The organism is Mesorhizobium sp. GW821-FHT07A06 (assembly GCF_059419085.1).
This window is the reverse complement of sequence record NZ_JBWKRC010000015.1, coordinates 26877-46136: the sequence shown is the minus strand read 5'-3', so window position 1 is coordinate 46136 and position 19260 is coordinate 26877. Positions and strand designations below refer to the sequence as shown.

The 19260-nt window shown below is 63.8% G+C and carries 17 protein-coding genes, 1 tRNA gene and 1 pseudogene; 11 read left to right on the top strand and 8 right to left on the bottom strand.

All coding sequences use genetic code 11. From position 1 onward, the window contains the following. Positions 1-96: 96 nt before the first annotated feature. From AC07SZ_RS31275 to AC07SZ_RS31260, 4 genes and pseudogenes are all read right to left on the bottom strand, one after another. Positions 97-1578, bottom strand: a complete 1482-nt coding sequence (locus AC07SZ_RS31275; protein ID WP_494917451.1) for a hypothetical protein — start codon at positions 1576-1578, stop codon at positions 97-99. Positions 1579-1653: 75 nt separating this feature from the next. Next, positions 1654-1740, bottom strand: a pseudogene (locus AC07SZ_RS31270) (SEC-C metal-binding domain-containing protein); the annotation flags it as partial. 166 nt (positions 1741-1906) lie between these two features. Then, positions 1907-1982, bottom strand: a tRNA-Ala gene (locus tag AC07SZ_RS31265). Positions 1983-2154: 172 nt separating this feature from the next. Next, on the bottom strand, positions 2155-2541 hold the full coding sequence (locus tag AC07SZ_RS31260; protein WP_056569283.1) for a TIGR02300 family protein: 387 nt from the start codon (positions 2539-2541) through the stop codon (positions 2155-2157). A gap of 206 nt (positions 2542-2747) precedes the next feature. Here AC07SZ_RS31260 and aroA point away from each other — a divergent pair, with 206 nt between their 5' ends. The 3 genes from aroA (at position 2748) to rpsA (ending at position 6938) form a co-directional block, all read left to right on the top strand. After that, positions 2748-4106 carry a 3-phosphoshikimate 1-carboxyvinyltransferase gene (aroA, locus tag AC07SZ_RS31255; protein WP_494917357.1) on the top strand — a complete coding sequence of 453 codons (1359 nt, stop codon included), beginning with the start codon at positions 2748-2750 and terminating at the stop codon, positions 4104-4106. 277 nt (positions 4107-4383) lie between these two features. Then, positions 4384-5034: a (d)CMP kinase gene (gene cmk / locus AC07SZ_RS31250; RefSeq protein WP_494917355.1), complete on the top strand. Its 651-nt coding sequence runs from the start codon at positions 4384-4386 to the stop codon at positions 5032-5034. Positions 5035-5240: 206 nt separating this feature from the next. Next, complete coding sequence (gene rpsA / locus AC07SZ_RS31245; protein WP_056569274.1) at positions 5241-6938, top strand: 30S ribosomal protein S1; 1698 nt, start codon at positions 5241-5243, stop codon at positions 6936-6938. A gap of 88 nt (positions 6939-7026) precedes the next feature. On the opposite strand, the gene AC07SZ_RS31240 is transcribed toward rpsA, so the two are convergent. From AC07SZ_RS31240 to AC07SZ_RS31230, 3 genes are all read right to left on the bottom strand, one after another. Continuing rightward, positions 7027-7734: an SDR family NAD(P)-dependent oxidoreductase gene (locus tag AC07SZ_RS31240; protein ID WP_056569271.1), complete on the bottom strand. Its 708-nt coding sequence runs from the start codon at positions 7732-7734 to the stop codon at positions 7027-7029. 236 nt (positions 7735-7970) lie between these two features. Next, complete coding sequence (locus tag AC07SZ_RS31235; RefSeq protein ID WP_172371122.1) at positions 7971-9575, bottom strand: 5-guanidino-2-oxopentanoate decarboxylase; 1605 nt, start codon at positions 9573-9575, stop codon at positions 7971-7973. Then, positions 9572-10420 carry a dimethylarginine dimethylaminohydrolase family protein gene (locus AC07SZ_RS31230; protein WP_056569266.1) on the bottom strand — a complete coding sequence of 283 codons (849 nt, stop codon included), beginning with the start codon at positions 10418-10420 and terminating at the stop codon, positions 9572-9574. Before AC07SZ_RS31230 ends, AC07SZ_RS31235 begins: the two co-directional genes overlap by 4 nt. A gap of 219 nt (positions 10421-10639) precedes the next feature. On the opposite strand from AC07SZ_RS31230, the gene AC07SZ_RS31225 reads away from it, so the two are divergent. The 7 genes from AC07SZ_RS31225 to AC07SZ_RS31195 all read left to right on the top strand — a co-directional run bounded on the left by AC07SZ_RS31225 (position 10640) and on the right by AC07SZ_RS31195 (position 17016). Continuing rightward, positions 10640-11452: an ABC transporter ATP-binding protein gene (locus tag AC07SZ_RS31225; RefSeq protein WP_056570352.1), complete on the top strand. Its 813-nt coding sequence runs from the start codon at positions 10640-10642 to the stop codon at positions 11450-11452. Positions 11453-11507: 55 nt separating this feature from the next. Next, positions 11508-12305: a transporter substrate-binding domain-containing protein gene (locus AC07SZ_RS31220; RefSeq protein ID WP_056569263.1), complete on the top strand. Its 798-nt coding sequence runs from the start codon at positions 11508-11510 to the stop codon at positions 12303-12305. 205 nt (positions 12306-12510) lie between these two features. Continuing rightward, a complete protein-coding gene (locus AC07SZ_RS31215; protein ID WP_056569260.1) occupies positions 12511-13176 on the top strand; it encodes an ABC transporter permease in 666 nt (221 codons plus the stop codon). Continuing rightward, on the top strand, positions 13176-13985 hold the full coding sequence (locus AC07SZ_RS31210) for an ABC transporter permease (protein WP_056570350.1): 810 nt from the start codon (positions 13176-13178) through the stop codon (positions 13983-13985). Before AC07SZ_RS31215 ends, AC07SZ_RS31210 begins: the two co-directional genes overlap by 1 nt. Positions 13986-14132: 147 nt before the next feature. After that, positions 14133-15134, top strand: a complete 1002-nt coding sequence (locus AC07SZ_RS31205) for an Ldh family oxidoreductase (protein ID WP_494917353.1) — start codon at positions 14133-14135, stop codon at positions 15132-15134. A 341-nt stretch (positions 15135-15475) separates the two neighbouring features. Continuing rightward, positions 15476-15928 carry a DoxX family protein gene (locus AC07SZ_RS31200; protein ID WP_494917351.1) on the top strand — a complete coding sequence of 151 codons (453 nt, stop codon included), beginning with the start codon at positions 15476-15478 and terminating at the stop codon, positions 15926-15928. Positions 15929-16038: 110 nt separating this feature from the next. Beyond that, on the top strand, positions 16039-17016 hold the full coding sequence (locus tag AC07SZ_RS31195; RefSeq protein ID WP_494917350.1) for a complex I NDUFA9 subunit family protein: 978 nt from the start codon (positions 16039-16041) through the stop codon (positions 17014-17016). Between the two features lie 72 nt (positions 17017-17088). Here AC07SZ_RS31195 and AC07SZ_RS31190 read toward each other — a convergent pair whose 3' ends face one another. Further along, on the bottom strand, positions 17089-18456 hold the full coding sequence (locus AC07SZ_RS31190; protein WP_494917348.1) for a cytochrome P450: 1368 nt from the start codon (positions 18454-18456) through the stop codon (positions 17089-17091). Between the two features lie 199 nt (positions 18457-18655). Here AC07SZ_RS31190 and AC07SZ_RS31185 point away from each other — a divergent pair, with 199 nt between their 5' ends. Beyond that, complete coding sequence (locus AC07SZ_RS31185) at positions 18656-19225, top strand: NADPH-dependent FMN reductase (protein ID WP_056569251.1); 570 nt, start codon at positions 18656-18658, stop codon at positions 19223-19225. Positions 19226-19260: the final 35 nt, after the last annotated feature.

Sequence of the window (19260 nt, the reverse complement as noted above, 5' to 3'; positions counted from 1 at the left end):
CTACCGAGGCCCCGGTCAAGATCGGGCCGGGCCCTCTCCATCACGAGCTTTGTCTCTTGTCCGCCCTATCGATGGGTTGGGCTGGGGTGGCCCCGGCTAACCACCGGGGTCCTTTTTCTCGTCCCGCTCGCTGGCGTAAACTATGGTTTTGACCATCTCACGGGCGGTCCTCACGCGAAGGTCGGCAAGGGGCATATTCCTAAATTCATCCGCCTGTGGATGCCTTTCGAGATGCAGCAGAAGCGACTCTTGCGGATAGTCGCGGTAGATTTCGAGCATGCGGTCATAAAGCTTGAGGGGGTCGGACGTACCTTCACTTCGCGGCCCCTCCGGCTTTCCAAAAACAGCATCGCCAAGCTTCTTTGCCGCTTTGACTTCCTGCGGCGTGAGGGGAATGGAAATGACCACCCGTTCTCCGTCTTCATCGCCGCACACGGCCGCCATCGCTGTCCCGTTCCAGGCCGAGGTTATCTCCTCAATAACACCGGTCCTAATGGAACCGTCCTGGGCCGGATACTCTATCCGTCTCCCGATCTTTGGCGGGTCGATAGGTCGCCCGCTGTCGTCTAGCAACTCATCAGGAACGTTATCGAAACTGTTGGGAACTTGCTGCACCTCCACAAGGCACTCGACTACGCGCCGTATGGGCCGGTGCTTGTCGTGGCGCTGCATCGCCGTCTCCAAATCGAGCTTACCACCGCGAAAGTCTGGCATTGCGAAGCCCATCAACAGGCCAAATTGCAGCCCTGCTGGGGAATGATCGTCGGCGAAGTCCGCATTGTTCGTCACCACAACGTAAGCTGGCCGAACCGGCTGACCGTCGATGGTCAAGCTTTCAGAATCTCTCACAGCTTCGGTAATTAGATTCCCGACCTTCTCACCCTTTTCCTCAGTGAGGCCATGGCTGATCCCCAACTCGAACCAGAACACCGGCTTAGACAATTTCTTGACCGAGGCCGAATAAAGCCTGTGGCGCAGCCACGCGCGAAGCTCCAACACGAAATCGGCGTTATCGGGATCACAAGGGGTTTTCCAATCGCTCTTGCGTTTGGCCTCGACAGCGTACTTAGGTCCTGCTGCGAACGACGCGAAAAACTCCGGCTTGCTTCCTCGGCTCTTGACCTCCTCCGCCCCTTCAATCGTGGCACCGGCCAGAGCGAAGGCCGAGGCCACGAGCGCCTCCTGGCACGCTGGGAGGAACTCGGACGGTCTTCGCAATCTCTTGATAAGGCTCTTGGGAGGCTTGTCGTTATGCTCGATGAGGTAAAGCGCGTAGGAAAGCCGGTTGAGGGCTGAAAGGCCGCCGGTCATGGGAAGGGCTGCTGGAAGCGGCTGTCGGCTGCGAGCGTCCTGTAAAAGTTTCAGCCAGCGGAAAATGGGATGATCCGGCATCACTTTCGACGCAGTTGCACCCCATTGTCGGCCCAGCACGTCCTTCAGATTCTCAATGAGAAAGTCCGGGAAGAAACGCCAAGTCGGCGATGACAGGAGCCGTTTGCCGCAGACCACTATCCGGGCCCCACCAACGACCAGTGTGATGATTGGGCGCCCATACCCTTGATGCCGTCGACGCAGCATTTCCCGCGCCTCTATGAGCCGCAAATCGTTACGAAGCTGCTCCTCACTGTCGCGTTCTACGCCCGGACGCTGGAGCCGCCCGTGACAGTGCTTGTACCGCTTCCCGCTCCCGCAAGGGCACGGGCTGTTCCGAGTAGGTGTCCTTTGGCCGTTTGATTCCATGGCAACATGATAGCAGCACAGAGCCAAAGCAGACATGCGCGTACGCGCGGCAGGGGTCGCCGTCTATGCTCTATGCTGCGCCCCGCTCGCGGCGGGGTCAGAAATAGGGATCATGGGGTCATTTCTGACCCATCTAACTACTTGATTTTATTCACATAGAGACTGATGGTGGAGCCAATCGGAATCGAACCGACGACCTCTTGAATGCCATTCAAGCGCTCTCCCAACTGAGCTATGGCCCCACTTCCGGCAGTCAACCGGCGCCGTTTCCGGCGAAGAGATCAGCGCGGGTTGGAACACCGCGCCGTTAGTGCAGGCGGCTTCTAACCCCGCCTTTCCCAGATATCAAGCCTTCAATGCCGGCTTTTTGTTCACAGGCCAAGAAAGCCTGCAAACGCTTGTCTCTCGGGTCGATCAGACCTCGTCGTCGTCGTCGCCGACGCCGATCATGTCGGCAACGTCGTCGTCTTCTTCCTCTTCGTCGGCGAGGAAGGTGTCGTCCTCGTCGTCGCCGAGATCAACGTCCTCGTCGTCGCCGAGATCCGGCAGGTCGTCGCCCTTGACGTCCTCGTCGGCCTCTTCGAGCGAGACGACTTCAACGCCCTCTTCGTCCTCGGCGTCCACTTCCTTCTCGGCCACTTCCTCTTCCTCCTCGAGGGCGGCGATCTTGCCTTCCTCGAAATAGGAACGTGGATAGGTCTTCCCGGTGTAGGGCGAGACGATCGGGTCCTTGTTCAGGTCGTAGAATTTTCGACCCGTTTCGGGGTCGATACGCTTTGTGCCAAGTTCGGTTTTTGCCACGGCAAGCCTCGTGAATAAAAGAGTGGTCCCCTTAACCACTGTTTGCGGCGCTGTCAAAGCCAAAAGCCGGCGTCACAAAACCAAGCAGTAAAAGGCCTCGCGGCAAGTGACGACCATGGGGATGACCATTTCGCCCCGCCGTGATACGAGACCGCCGCAACAAATGAAAAGCGCCGGCCCGCCGGCATTCCGTCCAGGGAAATTCCATGTCTCACGCCGCCGCTGCCAAGCCGGCCACCGCCCGCAAATCTCAAGCACTTTCCGGCACGGCACGCGTGCCGGGCGACAAGTCGATATCGCACCGCTCCTTCATGTTCGGCGGTCTCGCCTCCGGCGAAACCCGCATCACCGGCCTGCTGGAGGGCGAGGACGTGATGCGCACGGGCGCGGCCATGAAGGCGATGGGCGCGCATATCGAGAAGCGCGGCGCCGAGTGGGTGATCCGCGGCACCGGCAATGGCGCGCTCCTGCAGCCGGAAGGCCCGCTCGACTTCGGCAATGCCGGCACCGGCTCACGGCTGACCATGGGCCTGGTCGGCACTTACGACATGGAAACCACCTTCATAGGCGACGCCTCGCTGTCCGGCCGGCCGATGGGTCGCGTGCTCGAGCCCCTGCGCCAGATGGGCGTGCAGGTGCTGAAGGCGACGCCGGGCGACCGCATGCCGATCACGCTGCATGGTCCCAAGCACGCCGCACCCATCACCTACCGCGTGCCGATGGCCTCGGCGCAGGTGAAGTCGGCCGTGCTGCTCGCCGGCCTCAATACGCCAGGCATCACCACGGTGATCGAACCGGTGATGACGCGCGACCACACCGAAAAGATGCTGAAGGGGTTCGGCGCCAACCTGTCGGTCGAGACCGACGAGCGCGGCGTGCGCCACATCTTCATCGAGGGTCAGGGCAAGCTGACGGGCCAGACGATCGCTGTGCCCGGCGACCCGTCCTCGGCCGGCTTCCCGCTGGTCGCGGCACTCATCGTGCCGGGTTCCGACATAACAATCGAAAACGTGCTGATGAACCCGACCCGGACCGGCCTGCTTCTGACGCTGCAGGAAATGGGCGGCAAGATCGACATCCTCAACCCGCGCAATGCCGGGGGCGAGGATGTCGCCGACCTGCGCGTGCGTTATTCCGAATTGAAGGGCGTCGCCGTCCCGCCGGAGCGGGCACCGTCGATGATCGACGAGTACCCGGTGCTGGCCGTTGCCGCGAGCTTCGCCGAAGGCGAGACGCTGATGCAGGGCCTGGAAGAGCTGCGGGTGAAGGAATCCGACCGGCTGTCGGCCGTCGCCAACGGGCTGAAGCTCAACGGCGTCGACTGCACCGAGGGCGAAGCAACGCTCGCGGTGCGCGGCAGGCCGGGCGGCAAGGGGCTGGGCGGCCATCCCAACGGCCTGGACACGACGGTGCAAACCCATCTCGACCACCGCATCGCCATGAGCTTTCTGGTCATGGGACTGGCGACGGAAAAGCCTGTCACCATCGACGACCAGGCCATGATCGCGACGAGTTTCCCGGAGTTCATGGGCCTGATGACGGAGCTCGGCGCGGAGATCGGGTGACAGTCGTGGCAATCACGAACTTTGGAGAATGGGGGCCGACATCCTTCCCTTCGTCATCCACGGGCGGAGCGGGAGCGAAGCGGACGCGCAGACCCGAGGATCCATGCCGTGACGCCAAAGCGTCTCGACGGTGCAGAGTTTTGGACCGCGGCACTCTTCGACTGATGTCACGGCATGGATCCCAGGGTCTCCGCGACGGAGCTGCGCTCCTGCTCCGCCTTGGGATGACGAAGGCGCGTGGGCCGGGCGCCAAGCCTTGCGAAGCGTTGGCCTGCCAATGACCCATACCTTCACCATAGCCATCGACGGTCCCGCCGGCGCCGGCAAGGGCACGCTGGCCCGGCGGCTCGCCGACCACTACCGGCTGAACCTGCTCGACACCGGCCTCACCTATCGCGCGGTCGCCTATGCGCTGATCCAGCACGCGCTGCCGCTCGACAATGTCTCGGCGGCCGAAACCGCCGCCCGCCAGGTCGACCTGGCAAAGCTCGACCGCGCGGTGCTGTCAGCGCATGCCGTTGGCGAGGCGGCCTCGAAGGTCGCGGTGTTCCCGACGGTGCGGCGCATCCTCGTCGAGAAGCAGCGCGCGTTCGCCAAGACGCCGCCAGGCGCGGTGCTGGACGGGCGCGACATCGGCACGGTCGTCTGCCCCGACGCCGACATCAAACTCTATGTGACGGCGAGCGCCGAAGTGCGGGCACGACGCCGGCTGGCCGAGATCGAAAGCATCGGCGGTACCGCCAATTTCGCCGAAATCCTCGCCGACATCGTGCGCCGCGACGAGCGCGACATGGGCCGCGCCGACTCGCCCTTGAAGCCGGCCGCAGACGCGCACTTGCTTGATACCAGCGAAATGGCTATAGAAGCCGCGTTTCTCGCGGCCATGGCTGTCATCGACGACGTGCTGGCCAAGAGAAACAAGGCCTGATCCGGGTTTTCATGCTGTTTCCGTTGCCGGAAGCGAAGAAAATACCCATATCGGGCACGAACCAGCCTGCCAGCATTCTTCATGCGCCGGAATTGCCGCTTCAAAGCGGCCCAGGGCTTTTTAAAGCCCGGAACGCCGGCAGGCCAACGCAACGCTAACCCACGGCGCCGTCCCGCTCAGAGATGCGGGGCACTCCAGGAGAAACAATGTCAGCTGCAAATCCCACTCGCGACGATTTCGCGAGCCTGCTCGAAGAATCATTCACCACCGGCCATTCCGGTGAAGGTCAGGTCGTCAAGGGCACGATCACCGCGATCGAAAAGGACATGGCCATCATCGACGTCGGCCTCAAGGTCGAAGGCCGCGTGCCGCTGAAGGAATTCGGCGTCAAGGGCAAGGACACCACCCTCAAGGTCGGTGACACCGTCGAAGTCTATGTCGAGCGCATCGAGAACGCGCTTGGCGAAGCGATGCTTTCGCGTGAGAAGGCCCGCCGCGAAGAGAGCTGGGTCCGCCTCGAAGAGAAGTTCACCAAGGGTGAGCGCGTCGAAGGCGTCATCTTCAACCAGGTCAAGGGCGGCTTCACCGTCGACCTCGACGGCGCCGTGGCCTTCCTGCCGCGCAGCCAGGTCGATATCCGCCCGATCCGCGACGTCTCCCCGCTGATGCACAACCCGCAGCCCTTCGAGATCCTCAAGATGGATCGCCGCCGCGGCAACATCGTGGTGTCGCGCCGCACCGTACTCGAGGAAAGCCGCGCCGAACAGCGTTCGGAAATCGTGCAGAACCTCGAAGAAGGCCAGGTTGTCGAAGGCGTCGTCAAGAACATCACCGACTACGGTGCGTTCGTCGACCTCGGCGGCATCGACGGCCTGCTGCATGTCACCGACATGGCATGGCGCCGCGTCAACCACCCGACCGAAATCCTCAACATCGGTCAGACGGTCAAGGTGCAGATCATCCGCATCAACCAGGAAACCCACCGCATCTCGCTCGGCATGAAGCAGCTCGAGAGCGATCCGTGGTCCGAGATCGGCACGAAGTTCCCGATCGGCAAGAAGATCAAGGGCACCGTCACCAACATCACCGACTACGGCGCGTTCGTCGAGCTGGAGCCGGGCATCGAAGGCCTCATCCACGTTTCGGAAATGTCGTGGACGAAGAAGAACGTGCATCCCGGCAAGATCCTGTCGACGACGCAGGAAGTCGACGTGGTGGTGCTCGAGGTCGATCCGGCCAAGCGCCGCATCTCGCTCGGCCTCAAGCAGACGCTTGAGAATCCGTGGGAAGCCTTCGCGCGCAACCATCCGGTCGGCAGCCAGGTCGAGGGCGAGGTCAAGAACAAGACCGAGTTCGGCCTGTTCATCGGCCTGGAAGGCGACGTGGACGGCATGGTGCACCTCTCCGACCTCGACTGGACCCGTCCGGGCGAGCAGGTCATCGAAGAGTACAATCGCGGCGACATCGTCAAGGCGCAGGTGCTCGACGTCGACATCGAGAAGGAGCGCATCTCGCTCGGCATCAAGCAGCTGGCCCGCGACACGGTCGGCGAAGCGGCGACTTCAGGCGAACTGCGCAAGAACGCCGTCGTCACCTGTGAGGTCATCGGCGTCAAGGATGGCGGTCTGGAAGTGCGGCTGGTCGACAGCGGCATCGAGACCTTCATCAAGCGCTCGGACCTGAGCCGCGACCGCGACGAGCAGCGCCCCGAGCGCTTCACCGTCGGCCAGAAGGTCGATGCCCGCGTCATCGCCTTCGACAAGAAGACCCGCAAGCTGCAGGTCTCGATCAAGGCGCTGGAAATCGCCGAAGAGAAGGAAGCGGTCGCCCAGTACGGCTCGACCGATTCCGGCGCTTCGCTGGGCGATATCCTGGGTGCCGCGCTGAAGAAGCAGGGCAACTAAGCCTCTTCTTCCACCCAAAGAAAAAACCCCGCCGGAGCGATCCGGCGGGGTTTTTCTTTGGCGAGAGCCAGGTCGTTCGATAGCGGAGCTACGCCCGACCGTAGAGCGGCACCAGCGTTCCGCTCATCGCCTGGTTGGCGGGCGAGGCGAGATAGGCGATGGCCTCGGCAGCCGCTTCGAGGCTGACCCATTTGGTGAAATCGGCATCCGGCATGTCGGCGCGGTTTGCCGGCGTGTCGAGCGTCGACGGCGCCACGGCATTGACCAGGATGCCCTTGGCCTTGAGCTCTTCGGCCATCGCCACCGTCATGGCCGCGACCGCCGCCTTGCTGGCCGTGTAGGCGACCATGCCGGCGCCGCGCCTGGGGTCAAGCCCGGCGCGCGCGGTGACATTGACGATGCGGCCTGATGTGCCCGAAGCCAGCATCGAACGGATAGCCGCTCGGCTGCACAGGAAGGTGGTGCGGGCGTTGGTGTCCATCATCTCGGCAAAGGACGCCGATTCGATCTTTTCCACCGGCGCCATGGCGAAACCGCCGGCGAGATGGATCGATCCCCACAAGGCGGGAACCTGGGTATAGAAGCCTTCAACCTTGGCGGAATCCGACAGGTCGACATTGTGCGCCAGCTTGACGTTCTCGTGCGCGGCGAATGGAAAATGGTGGGGTGCCGCGGCATGTGCGTTCGGCACATGGCAGATCGCGCCCTGCTCCAGCAGCCGGCCAACCACCGCGCCGCCGAGCGCGCCGGTTCCACCGGTCACGACGATATGCCTGCCTTGAAGTGTTTCCGTCATCCTGGATCGCTCCTGTCGTATTCTTATGGTTATTTCGCTTGTTGCGCCGCGCCGACGCGAAGCGTCGCGCCTTTCGGGCAATCACTCAACTGATATCTCGACATGGCAGTTGTTGCGTCTTTGCATGTGTCAGTTCGCCGGCCACCGCGATTTGCCGGCCCCGCGGCTCGCGCCGTGCGATAGGCAAGCCGGCGAATGGCCGGTACAGGTTGAAAAATCAACGCCGGCCTTGGCGCTCAATCGACCGTGATTTCGATGACACGCGGCAACCCTGTCGCCCGGGCCCGCCTCAGCGCCTGCGGCAAGGCGCCGATATCGGCCAGCCGCTCGGCACCGATGCCATAGGCTTCGGCCAGCTTGCAGAAATCCGGCGGCGCCGGCGAGACCCCCACAGGTTCGACACCGACATCGAGCATCGAGGTCTCGATCTCGCGATAGCCCCTGTTGTTCCAGACCACGAAGATAACCGGGGCCTGGGCATCGAGCGCCGCGCCAAGTTCGGGCAGCGTGAACTGGAAACCACCGTCTCCGGTCAGGCAGACAACCGGTGCATCGGGCACGGCTAGTGCCGCGCCGATCGCGGCCGGTGGGCCGTAACCAAGCGCGCCGAAGCCGGTGGCGGCATTGAACCAGCCGCCTGGCCGGTCGTGGTCGTAATAAAGGTTGGCGGCATAGACCGGCTGCGTCGAATCGCCGACGACAATGGCGCCCGGCAATGCGTCGCGGATCATCTCCACCGCACGCACCTGCGCCACATAGGCCGGGCTGAGCTCGGCGAACGCCGCCTTTCTTGCCGTGGCGGCGCGTGCCTCGCCGTCTGGCGCCGCAGGATAAGCGGAGCCGATCACGGCAAGCAAGGCCTCGATCGCCTCGGCGCAGTCGGCCTGGATGCCGATCGTCACCGGGCGGCGCGCGAGCTGGTCGGCGCCGATGTCGATGCGGATCAGGTTGGAAGGCAGAACGAAGCCGCCATCACCGTAGCCGTCATAATCGGTCGGGCCGAATTCAGTGCCGGCGGCAATCACCAGATCGGCCTCGGCCATCAGCGCGCGGACCGCCTTCAGGCTGGGGCTTGCCGGCACGCAGAGCGGGTGGTGGTGCAACAGACCCCGCGCATTGGTGGTCTCGACGACCGGCGCACCCAGTTTCTCGGCAAGGCGCCGCAATGGCGTTTCGGCACCCTTGGCGCCGCCGCCGGCCAGGATCAGCGGGCGGTGCGCGGCGGCGATGAGTTTGGCTGCACCGGCAATTGCCGCGCCGTCCGGCGCCGGCGGTGCCGCATTGCTCAGCAGTGCCGTGATATTGTCAGCCGGCTTGACCATGACATCGGTCGGGATCTCGATATGCACCGGGCCTGGCCGCGAGGACGAGAACAGGGCAAAGGCCTGTGCCAATGCCCCGGGCAACTCACTGGCCTCGGCGACACGCCGCGACAACAGCGCCACCTTTTCCATCATGCCGCGCTGATCCGGCAACTCATGCAGGAAGCCAAGCCCCTTGCCCAGCGTCGGCGTGGCGTTGACACCCGAGATGACCAGCATCGGCACCGAATCGGCTCGCGCCTGGCCCATGGCGGTGATGGTGTTGGTCAGCCCCGGTCCGGTGATGACGAAGGCGACACCCGGCCTGCCGCTGGCGCGGGCATAGCCGTCGGCCATGAAACCGGCGCCCTGTTCGTGGCGCGGTGTGACATGGCGGATTTTCGAGCGCGCCAGGCCACGGTAGAGCTCGACCGTGTGGACGCCCGGAATGCCGAAGACAGTGTCGACGCCATGGGCTTCGAGCAGCGTGATGAGGGCTTCGCCGATGGTCGGCCCCGTGATCGTCTTGGTGGTCGTCATTGGCGCAGCACCGGACGTGTCAGGCAGGTCGGACCGCCCTCGCAAGCGATGCACAGCGCATCCGCCTCGAAGGTGGAAACCGTGCAGCCGGCCGCTTCCATGGCCGCCGCCGTCTTGGGAAAGCCGGCGACGGCGATCACCTGATGCGGCGCGGTCGGCAGCACGTTGAGGCTGAGCCCGTTGGAGGCCATGAACTCATCGGCATCGCCCTCGACCAGCTTGATGCCGCGTGCCCGCAGCATCTGGTAGAAGGCCGCCGGCAGGAGCGGCGAATAGACCAAAGCCAGATCGTCGGCGAGCGGACTGATCACCGACATCAGATGCAGGCAGGCTTCCTCGCCATGCCACAGCGGCAGATCGAAGCCAAAGACCTGGATGCCCTTGGGGGAGAGCAGGTTGGCGAGCTGCTGGATGCCGTCCTGGTTGGTGCGTACGCCGCGGCCGATGGCCAGCGTGCCGGCATCGACCCAGACGCAGTCACCGCCTTCCACCTGGCCGGGATGCTCGATGCGGCCGAGGATCGGAATGCCCATGCTGGTGTAGGCGGCCTCGTGCAGGCCGGGCTCCGGCCGGCGCAGTGCCTTGCCCATGGACAGGATGACGGCGCCGTGATCGGTCATCAGCGAAGGGTCGTGGGTGAAGACGGAATCGGCCAACCCGTCATCGGCGTCCGTCAGCCATTCGATCTCGGCCCCTGAAGCCGCGACCAGCTGCGTGAGCCGTTCATGCTGGGCGGCGGCTTTCTGCGGGTCAAAGCCCGGGCCATAGTGCCATTCCCGCGCCTTGGCGTGGCGCATGGCACTCGACGCGGACCGCATCAGCACGCGTTTGAGCGGTCCTGCCATGGACTGCGAACCGTATGTTTTGCCCACTAAATTCTCCCGAAACATCCCTGCCGCCACTAACCACTACAGCAAGCCGTGATCAATGGTCCAAAAACCATGGTTGACGGAGGCAAGCGGAACGGTCCATCTTGAGAAGGGGAACTCTGTCCAGTGATGGGTAATGGGTAAAACAATCCAGCAGCGATGGGCTCGACCGCTCCGCGGAGCGTCGAAGGGATGATGGCGCAGGGCGCTGCATCCGTCCTCGAAAGAACGGCGCAGGACGGCGCCGCCGAAGCCATCCATGTCGAAAACCTGCACAAGAAATTCGGCGAACTGCATGTGCTGAAGGGCGTGTCTCTGTCGGCACGCGATGGTGAGGTGATCGCCATCATCGGTGGCTCAGGCTCGGGCAAATCGACGCTGCTGCGCTGCATCAACTGCCTCGAAAATCCGACCAGCGGCATCATCCGCGTCAATGGCGAGGAGATCAAGCTGAAGGCGGACAGCCACGGCCACACCGTTCCGGCCGACCGCAAGCAGATCGAGCGCATCCGCTCCAAGCTCGGCATGGTGTTCCAGAATTTCAATCTGTGGAGCCACATGACGCTGATCGAAAACGTCATCGAGGTTCCGGTGCATGTGCTTGGCGTCAGGCGCGACGAGGCGATCGCCCAGGCCGAAAAGCTGCTGGCACGCGTCGGACTTGCCGAAAAGCGCGACGTCTATCCCGCCTATCTGTCGGGCGGCCAGCAGCAGCGCGCCGCCATCGCGCGCGCCTTGGCCATCAATCCGCGCGTCATGCTGTTCGACGAGCCGACCTCGGCGCTCGACCCCGAACTGGTCGGCGAGGTGCTGAAGGTGATCGGCGACCTGGCGCGCGAGGGCCGCACCATGGTGCTGGTCACCCACGAGATGAAATTCGCCCGCGAGGTCGCGACCCATGTCGTCTATCTCTACAACGGGCTGGTCGAGGAAGAAGGCCCGCCGGAACAGATCTTCGGCGCGCCGAAATCCGAAAGGCTCAAGCAGTTCATCCGCAACATCGGCTAGGGACAGGCCGGGACGGAAGAAAACCGGGAACCAACAACAAACTGGGAGTCACGAAATGAAGACTGTTCTGAAGACATTCGCCGCGGCACTGCTGCTCGGCGTCGCCGCCATGGGCGTGGCCAAGGCCGACCCGGTCAAGATCGGCGTCGCCGCCGAGCCCTATCCGCCCTTCACCTCGCCGGATGCTTCGGGCAAATGGGTCGGCTGGGAGATCGACTTCATCGACGCCGTCTGCGCCGAGGAGAAACTCGACTGCGTCATCACGCCGGTTGCCTGGGACGGCATCATTCCGGCGCTGACCACCAAGAAGATCGATCTCATCGTCTCGTCGATGTCGATCACCGACGAACGCAAGAAGACGATCGACTTCTCGGACAAGTATTACAACACGCCGACGGCGATCATCGGACCGAAGGACCAGAAGTTCGGCTCGACGCCGGATGACCTCAAGGGCAAGGTCGTCGGCGTCCAGGTGTCGACCGTGCACGCCGTCTACGCCAAGAAGCACTTCGGCGCGACGGCCTCCGAGATCAAGGAATACCAGACCCAGGACGAAGCCAACCAGGATCTCGCCGCCGGCCGCCTCGATGCGGTGCAGGCAGACTCCATCGCGCTTGGCGAATTCCTCAAGTCCGACCAGGGCAAGGCCTGCTGCGACCTGAAGGGCATGGTGGCTCCGGACGACGAAGTGCTCGGACCCGGCGTCGGCGCCGGCGTGCGCAAGGAAGACACCGCCCTGAAGGAAAAGATCAACGCCGGCATCAAGGCGATCCGCGCCAACGGCAAGTATGACGAAATCTCGAAGAAGTACTTCGATTTCGACATTTACGGCGGCTCGACGCAGTCGAACTGACGCCCCTCGCACGAGCCGGAGGGCATGACGCCAGTGTCATGCTCTCCGGCCGACCCTTCCCACGCATGCTTGCCGTCGGCCACTGACGTCGGCGAATAGCGCCAGCAATCCGGGGGCGAAGCTGATCGACGCGTTTCTTCCGGCCTCGGCGGCCGGTATCATCGAACTCCTCTCGCCCGCGCCCGTCGGCTGGGGCGGGACACTCATGCTCGGGCTGCTGCATTCGATCGAGATCGCCGTCGGCGCCACGATTGTCGGCCTGTTCATCGGAACCTGCGGTGCCTATGGCAAGCTCTATGGCGGGCCTGTCGTGCGCGACCTGCTTGCGGTCTACACCACCGTGGTGCGCGCCGTGCCTGAACTGGTGCTGATCCTGTTGCTCTACTACGCCGGCACCGACCTGATAAACCAGGTGCTCACCGCGATCGGCTACCAGCGTGTCGATATCAACGGACTGGTGGCCGGCATAGCCGTGCTTGGCTTCGTCCAGGGCGCCTACTCGACGGAAGTCATGCGCGGCGCGATTCTCGCCATCCCGCAGGGCCAGATCGAAGCCGCCCGTGCCTACGGCATGTCTCCCGGCCTTCTCCTGCGGCGCATCACGCTGCCGGCAATGCTGCCCTTTGCCATTCCGGGTCTCGCCAATCTGTGGCTGATCGCGACCAAGGACACCGCCCTGCTGGCCGTCGTCGGCTTCTTCGAACTGACGCTTGCGACACGGCAGGCGGCAGGCGTCACAAAGGCCTATCTGATATTCTATCTCGCCGCCGGCGTGCTCTATCTCGCGGTGACGCTGTTTTCCAACCTCCTGCTTGGCCGCGCCGAGAAATGGGCGCGGCGCGGCATGCCTTCGATCAAGGATGCACGCTGATGGTGGGCGAGGCCGCCATCATCAACACCGCGGCGCGCGCCTCGCTATGGCTGCAGCCGCACCGCATCGTCCTCATCCTGATCGCTCTGGGGCTGGTGCTGTCAGCCGCCTTTTTCATGCGCTGGGACTGGCTGCCGCAATATTGGGCACTGGGCCTGATGGGCATCTGGCGCTCCCTGTGGATCCTGGCCGTCACCTGCGTGCTCGGCTTCCTGATCGCCGTGCCGGTCGGGCTGGCGCAGGCCGCCGGTTCAATCTGGGTTGCGGCGCCGGCGAAGGTTTTCTGCACCATCATCCGCGGCACACCGCTGCTCTTGCAACTGTGGCTGCTCTATTACGGGCTGGGCTCGCTGTTCCCGCAATATCCATGGATCCGCGAATCCTGGATGTGGCCCTATCTCAGACAGGCCTGGCCGTATGGCGTGCTGGCGCTGACCCTGTCCTTCGCTGGTTACGAGGGCGAGGTGATGCGCGGTGCCTTTGCCGGCGTGCCCAAGGGACAGCTGGAAGCCGCCCGCGCCTTCGGCATGAGCCGCTGGAAGATCTTCCAGCGCGTCTGGCTGCCGCAGGCCTTCTACCGGGCACTGCCAACGCTGACCGGTGAGACCGTGCTGCAGTTGAAGTCGACACCGCTGGTGGCGACTATCAGCGTGATCGATATCTTCGCCGTCTCGTCCAAGGTGCGACAGGATACCTACCTCACCTACGAGCCCTTGCTGCTGCTGGCGTTGATCTATATGGCGATCACCGGCATTCTCGTCCTGGCCTTCAGCCGGATCGAAGCGCGGATACCGGTCAAGGTCGGCTAGAGGCGCACCGATCGCGCACGGCTCGATGGAGACATCCGCCGCTTTTCTTGCAGTTGCGGACGATTTTCAACACAAACGCCGGCTCATCTGCTGCTACGCACGGACCCGACCACCTCAACCAGTTCTCGCGACCCCAGGACGGCTATGATGCAACTCAGTCTCGACCAGGCAAGAGGACTGTGCCGGATGGCGGCACTCGGCGCAGGCGCCAATGAGGAGGCCGCGCAATCGCTCACGGCCTCCATCATCGCAGCCGAGGCGGAAGGGCTTTCGACCGTCGGGCTTTCGCATTTCATCGACTATCTCGAGGCCCTCGAGGCCGGCCGCATCGACGGCAATGCCGATCCGCTTATCACCAGGCCGGCGCTGGCCGTCTATCTCTCCGACGCACGCGGCGGTCTGGCGCATACCGGCTTCGACCGGACGATCGACGATCTCGCCAAGGCGGCAAGGCTGTTCGGCGTTGCCATCTTCTCGCAGAAGAATGCCTACACATGCGGCGCGCTTGGCTATTTCACCGGAAGGCTGGCGGCACAGGGACTGGTATCGTTCGCCGCCACCAACGGTCCGGCCGTGCTTGCCGGCTCGGGCTCGGTCAAGCCGGTCTATTGCACCAACCCGATGTCGTTTGCCGCGCCGGCCGCCGACGGCGCGCCGCTTGTCATCGACCAGTCCTCGAGCGCCACCGCCTTCGTCAACATCCGCAAGGCGGCCGAGGACGGAAAGAAAATTCCCGAAGGCTGGGCGCTGGACGCCAGCGGCAACCCGACCACCGATCCGGCAGCGGCCATGAAAGGCGCCATGCTTGCCTTTGGCGGCCAGCGCGGAGCCAACATCGCGCTGATGGTCGAAGTGCTGGCGGCGGGGATTTCCGGGGCCAATTGGTCGCTCGACGCGCCATGGTTCACCGGTGGGCCGGACAACCCCGGAACCGGCCTGTTCGTGCTGGCCATCGAGCCCAAGCTGCTCGACCCGGATTTCGAGCAGCGCATGAAGGACCAGCTTGACCGCCTGCGCCGCCGCTTTGGCGTGCATGTGCCGGGCCGCGCCCGGGCCGAGGCGGCCGAGAAGGCGCAGGCGCGCGGCATCACCGCGCCCAAGGCTGTGGTGCAGCGTATTTCCGAATTCGCCGAACGCTATTCGGCCTGAAGAAATCGACGATTTTTCCGCGCCTTCGTGAACCTTCGCGCGCGTCGCCGCGACCCATGACTGTCCGGGTTGGGGTGCCCGGCCGGTGTCTTCTGTCGGATGCGTCCAGGGCTGGGGCGGGCGTGCTTGCTTCACGCCAGCTGATACCGTCTCAGGTCATGCCGCCTCGTTGGACCCTGGTTTCGACAAGAGCTTCACCCGGAAAACCCCGCTTCGGCGGGGTTTTCTGCTTTTTCATCTCGCGCGCACAAACGTGATTATAAAAGTTAACTTTTGGTAACTTGACTTGACGGGGACCATCGGGCGTTTGCAAGGGGATCATCGCAACAACAGGAGCCACGATGTCCGCAACCACCGACGCTTCCCACGGCAAGCTGATCATTCCGGCGCTTGGCCGCCTGTATTCGTCGCTGCATGATGCCGGAGAAACCCTTCTTCGCGTCATCGCCGGCGGGTTTCTTACCATCCACGGTTCGCAGAAGATCACCAATCCGTTCGGCGCCGCCGAGATGGTCGAAGGCCTCGGCTTCTATCCCGGCGCCTTCTGGTCGTTGCTTCTGGCCTGCACCGAATTTTTCGGTGGCATTTTCATCGCCATCGGCTTCTTGACGCGTCCGGCCGCTTTTGCCGGCCTGTTCGTGCTGCTGGTGACCGTCTGGTTCCACTGGGTGACCATGGGCCAGGGTTATTCGGGTGCTGAAAAGTCGCTTTTGTGGGCCGCGATCCTGCTCTTCTTCGTCATTCGCGGCGGCAACCGGCACTCGGTCGACGCCCGTATCGGCAAGGCATTCTAACAAGCTTTCGAGAGCGGTGACGCGACGACGCGTCACCCTTTGCCTTTGGCGCAAAACGGACTATGAAACGGCTTCAGCCAAGCCATCTGGAAAGTGCGCCGGAGCCCGCCATGACCGAAATCCTGCAGACCCCAAAGCTCGTCGTCGTCTTTGGCGGGTCAGGTTTTGTCGGCCGCCACGTGGTGCGCGCGCTGGCCAAGCGCGGCTATCGCATCCGGGTCGCCTGCCGGCGGCCCGACCTTGCCGGCCATTTGCAGCCGCTCGGCAATGTCGGCCAGATCCAGCCGGTGCAGGCCAATGTGCGGGTGCGCTGGTCGGTCGACCGCGCCGTGCAAGGGGCCGACCATGTCGTCAATCTCGTTGCCGTCTTGCATGAGAGCGGCCGGCAGAAATTCTCCGCCGTGCATGAATTCGGCGCCCGCGCCGTCGCCGAAGCCGCGCGCTCCGTTGGCGCCGGGCTGACGCATGTTTCGGCGCTTGGCGCCGACGCGGACTCCGAATCGGATTACGCGCGCACCAAGGCGCTAGGCGAGAAGGCCGTGCTGGAGACGATCAACGACGCCGTGATCTTCCGGCCGTCGATCAACTTCGGACCCGAGGATAGCTTCTTCAACCGCTTTGCCAACATGGCTCGCTATTCGCCGGTTCTGCCGCTGATCGGCGGCGGCCAGACCAAGTTCCAGCCGGTCTATGTCGGCGACGTCGCCGAAGCGGTGGCACGCTCGGTCGATGGCAAGATCAATCGCGGCCAGATCTATGAGCTTGGCGGCCCCAACGTGCTCACCTTCAAGGAGTGCATGGAAGAGTTGCTCGCGGTGATCGAGCGCAAGCGCCTGCTGGTCCCGGTACCGTGGTGGGTGGCCAACATCCAGGCCTCGGTCCTCGGCCTGCTGCCCAATCCGCTCTTGACCAGGGACCAGGTGATGCTGTTGCGCGAGCACAACATCGTTTCGGACGCCGCCGCCAAGGCCAACCGGACACTTGCCGGGCTTGGCATCCAGCCGCAGTCGATCGCAACGATCCTGCCGAGCTACCTCTGGCGCTTCCGCGCCGCCGGCCAGTTCCAGCAGCGCAAGCCCGCGGCGTAAGCCCAAGGTGCGTTGAGATTCAGGTCAGGCCGCCACCGTTCGCATTCGGGCATCACCAGAATATCGGCATGCCTAGCGAGGCGTGACCCGCATCGGCAGCCCGCCTTGCGGCTGGGTCGTCAATTTCTGCACCGGCCAGGGTTTCGTTTCGGCCGTGGTGTCGAAGCGGAAGCGCGACAAAAGGATGGCGAGCGCGATGATCGCCTCCTGCATGGCGAAACTGGCGCCGATGCAGACGCGCGGACCTGCTCCGAACGGCAGGTACTGGAAACGGTCGATCTTTTCACGGTTCCCCGGGTGGAAACGCTCGGGCAGGAAGGCATCTGGCCGGTCCCACAGCTTCCGATGACGATGGACGACCCACGGCATCACCAGCACGGCCGCGTGCTTGGGGATATAGAGATTCTTCCACATCTCAGGCACGATCGGCTCGCGGTTGATCGATGGCGCCGGCGGATAGAGCCGGAGCGCCTCGTCGAAGGCGGCGCGGGTCAACGGCATGGCGTCGAGCCACTTCGTCGGATCGGGTTCGCGCGCCAGCACCTGGTCGATTTCCTGCTCGACCCGGTTGCGCTCCCATGGCGATTCGGCGAGGCAATAAAGCGTCCAGCCAAGCGCCCGCGCCGTCGTCTCATGGCCGGCGCCGATGAAGGTGATGATGTTGTCCTCGACTTCCGGGCGCGTCAGCCCCTCCGGGCCTTCGGCCTTGAGCAGCAGCGTCAGGAAATCCTGTGGTACGGCATCGGGATCACGCCTGAATCTCTCTTCGCGCATCTTGACGGTATCGGTCACGATCTTGCGGAAATAGGCCATGGTCTTGCGGCCGCGGATGCGGGTGAGCCGCGGCAGCCAATCGGGCGCCCGCAACAGGTCGAGCGGATCAACACGGCCCATGGTTTCGAACAAACGGTCGATCTCGTTGGCGAAACTGCCCGGCTCGCCGGCGATCTCGCCAGAGAACAGGGTCTCGGCCAGGATGTCATAGGTGAGCAGCGTCATGTCATGGGCGATGTCGGATGTGCCGCCCTGCTCGTAGCGGGTGACGAACTCGAGCGTGCGTTTCAGCATCGGCTGGGCAAAGCCGAAGATGTGGCGCGGCGTGAAAACCGGTGCCATCGCCTTGCGCGACCGCTTCCAGACCTCGCCCTCGGCGGTCAGCAGGCCATCGCGCAGGATCGGGCGCAGGATCTTCTGGCGCACCGTCGCCATCTTGTAGTTCTTGGCATTGTCGACCAGAACATGGCGGATGAGACCAGGATCGTTGGCGATGACCAGCGGTCCGCCCGCGCCCTTGGCCGAAATCCAGGGTTCGTTGTAGGTCGGCTCGCCCCAGAGTTCGAGCGGATTGCGGTAGACGATACGGATCATCTCCAGCGTCGAAGGCGGCGATGTACGCGGCTTCGGGGCGGGAGGAACAAAGGGGGCGGGCTGAGTGTCCATGAAGTGCTCCGCTGATGCTTGAATGTAGTGGCTGGCGCCCCGGACGTCCATGTGACCGAACGGCAGGCAATGCGCGGCACGAAGCAGACAGTCTGTTCATCCGATCGTGACCGCTCCGCCTGGCGTTCAAACCTTGTCCGACAGGACGCTCTGCCGTAGTGACAGTCACCAAGAGATACCGCCGACAAAGGAGCCTGTCTTGAAGCACCAGTTGAACATCATCATCGGCAGCACGCGGCCAGGCCGCGCCGGTCCTGTTTTTGCGGAATGGCTTGAGACGTTCGCGCGCGAGCACGGGAAATTCGAGCCAGTGCTGGCCGACATCGCCGCGTTCCACCTGCCGGTGCTCGACGAGCCGCATCATCCGAGGCTGGGCAACTATCAGAACGACCACACCAAGGCGTGGTCGAAGGCGATCGACGCCGCCGACGCCTTTGTCTTCGTGGCGCCCGAGTACAATTATTTCGCGGCGCCCGCGATCATCAACGCGATCGACTACCTCGCGCGCGAATGGAAGTACAAGCCCGCCGCCATTTTCAGCTATGGCGGCGTCTCCGGCGGCCTGCGCGCGGCGCAGGCGCTGAAGCCTCTGTTGGCCGCCGTGGGGATCATGCCGATCCCCGAGGGCGTCGCGCTGCCGATGTACCAGAAGCTGCTCGACGAGAACGGTGCCTTCAGCGCCAGCGACCAGGTGGCGGGTGGCGCCAGGACCATGCTGGACGAGCTGTTGCGCTGGAGCGAGGCGTTGAAACCGATGCGCGCCGGCTGAAAGAGCAGGTTTGGCCGAGTGCCTCGCTTGCTCGC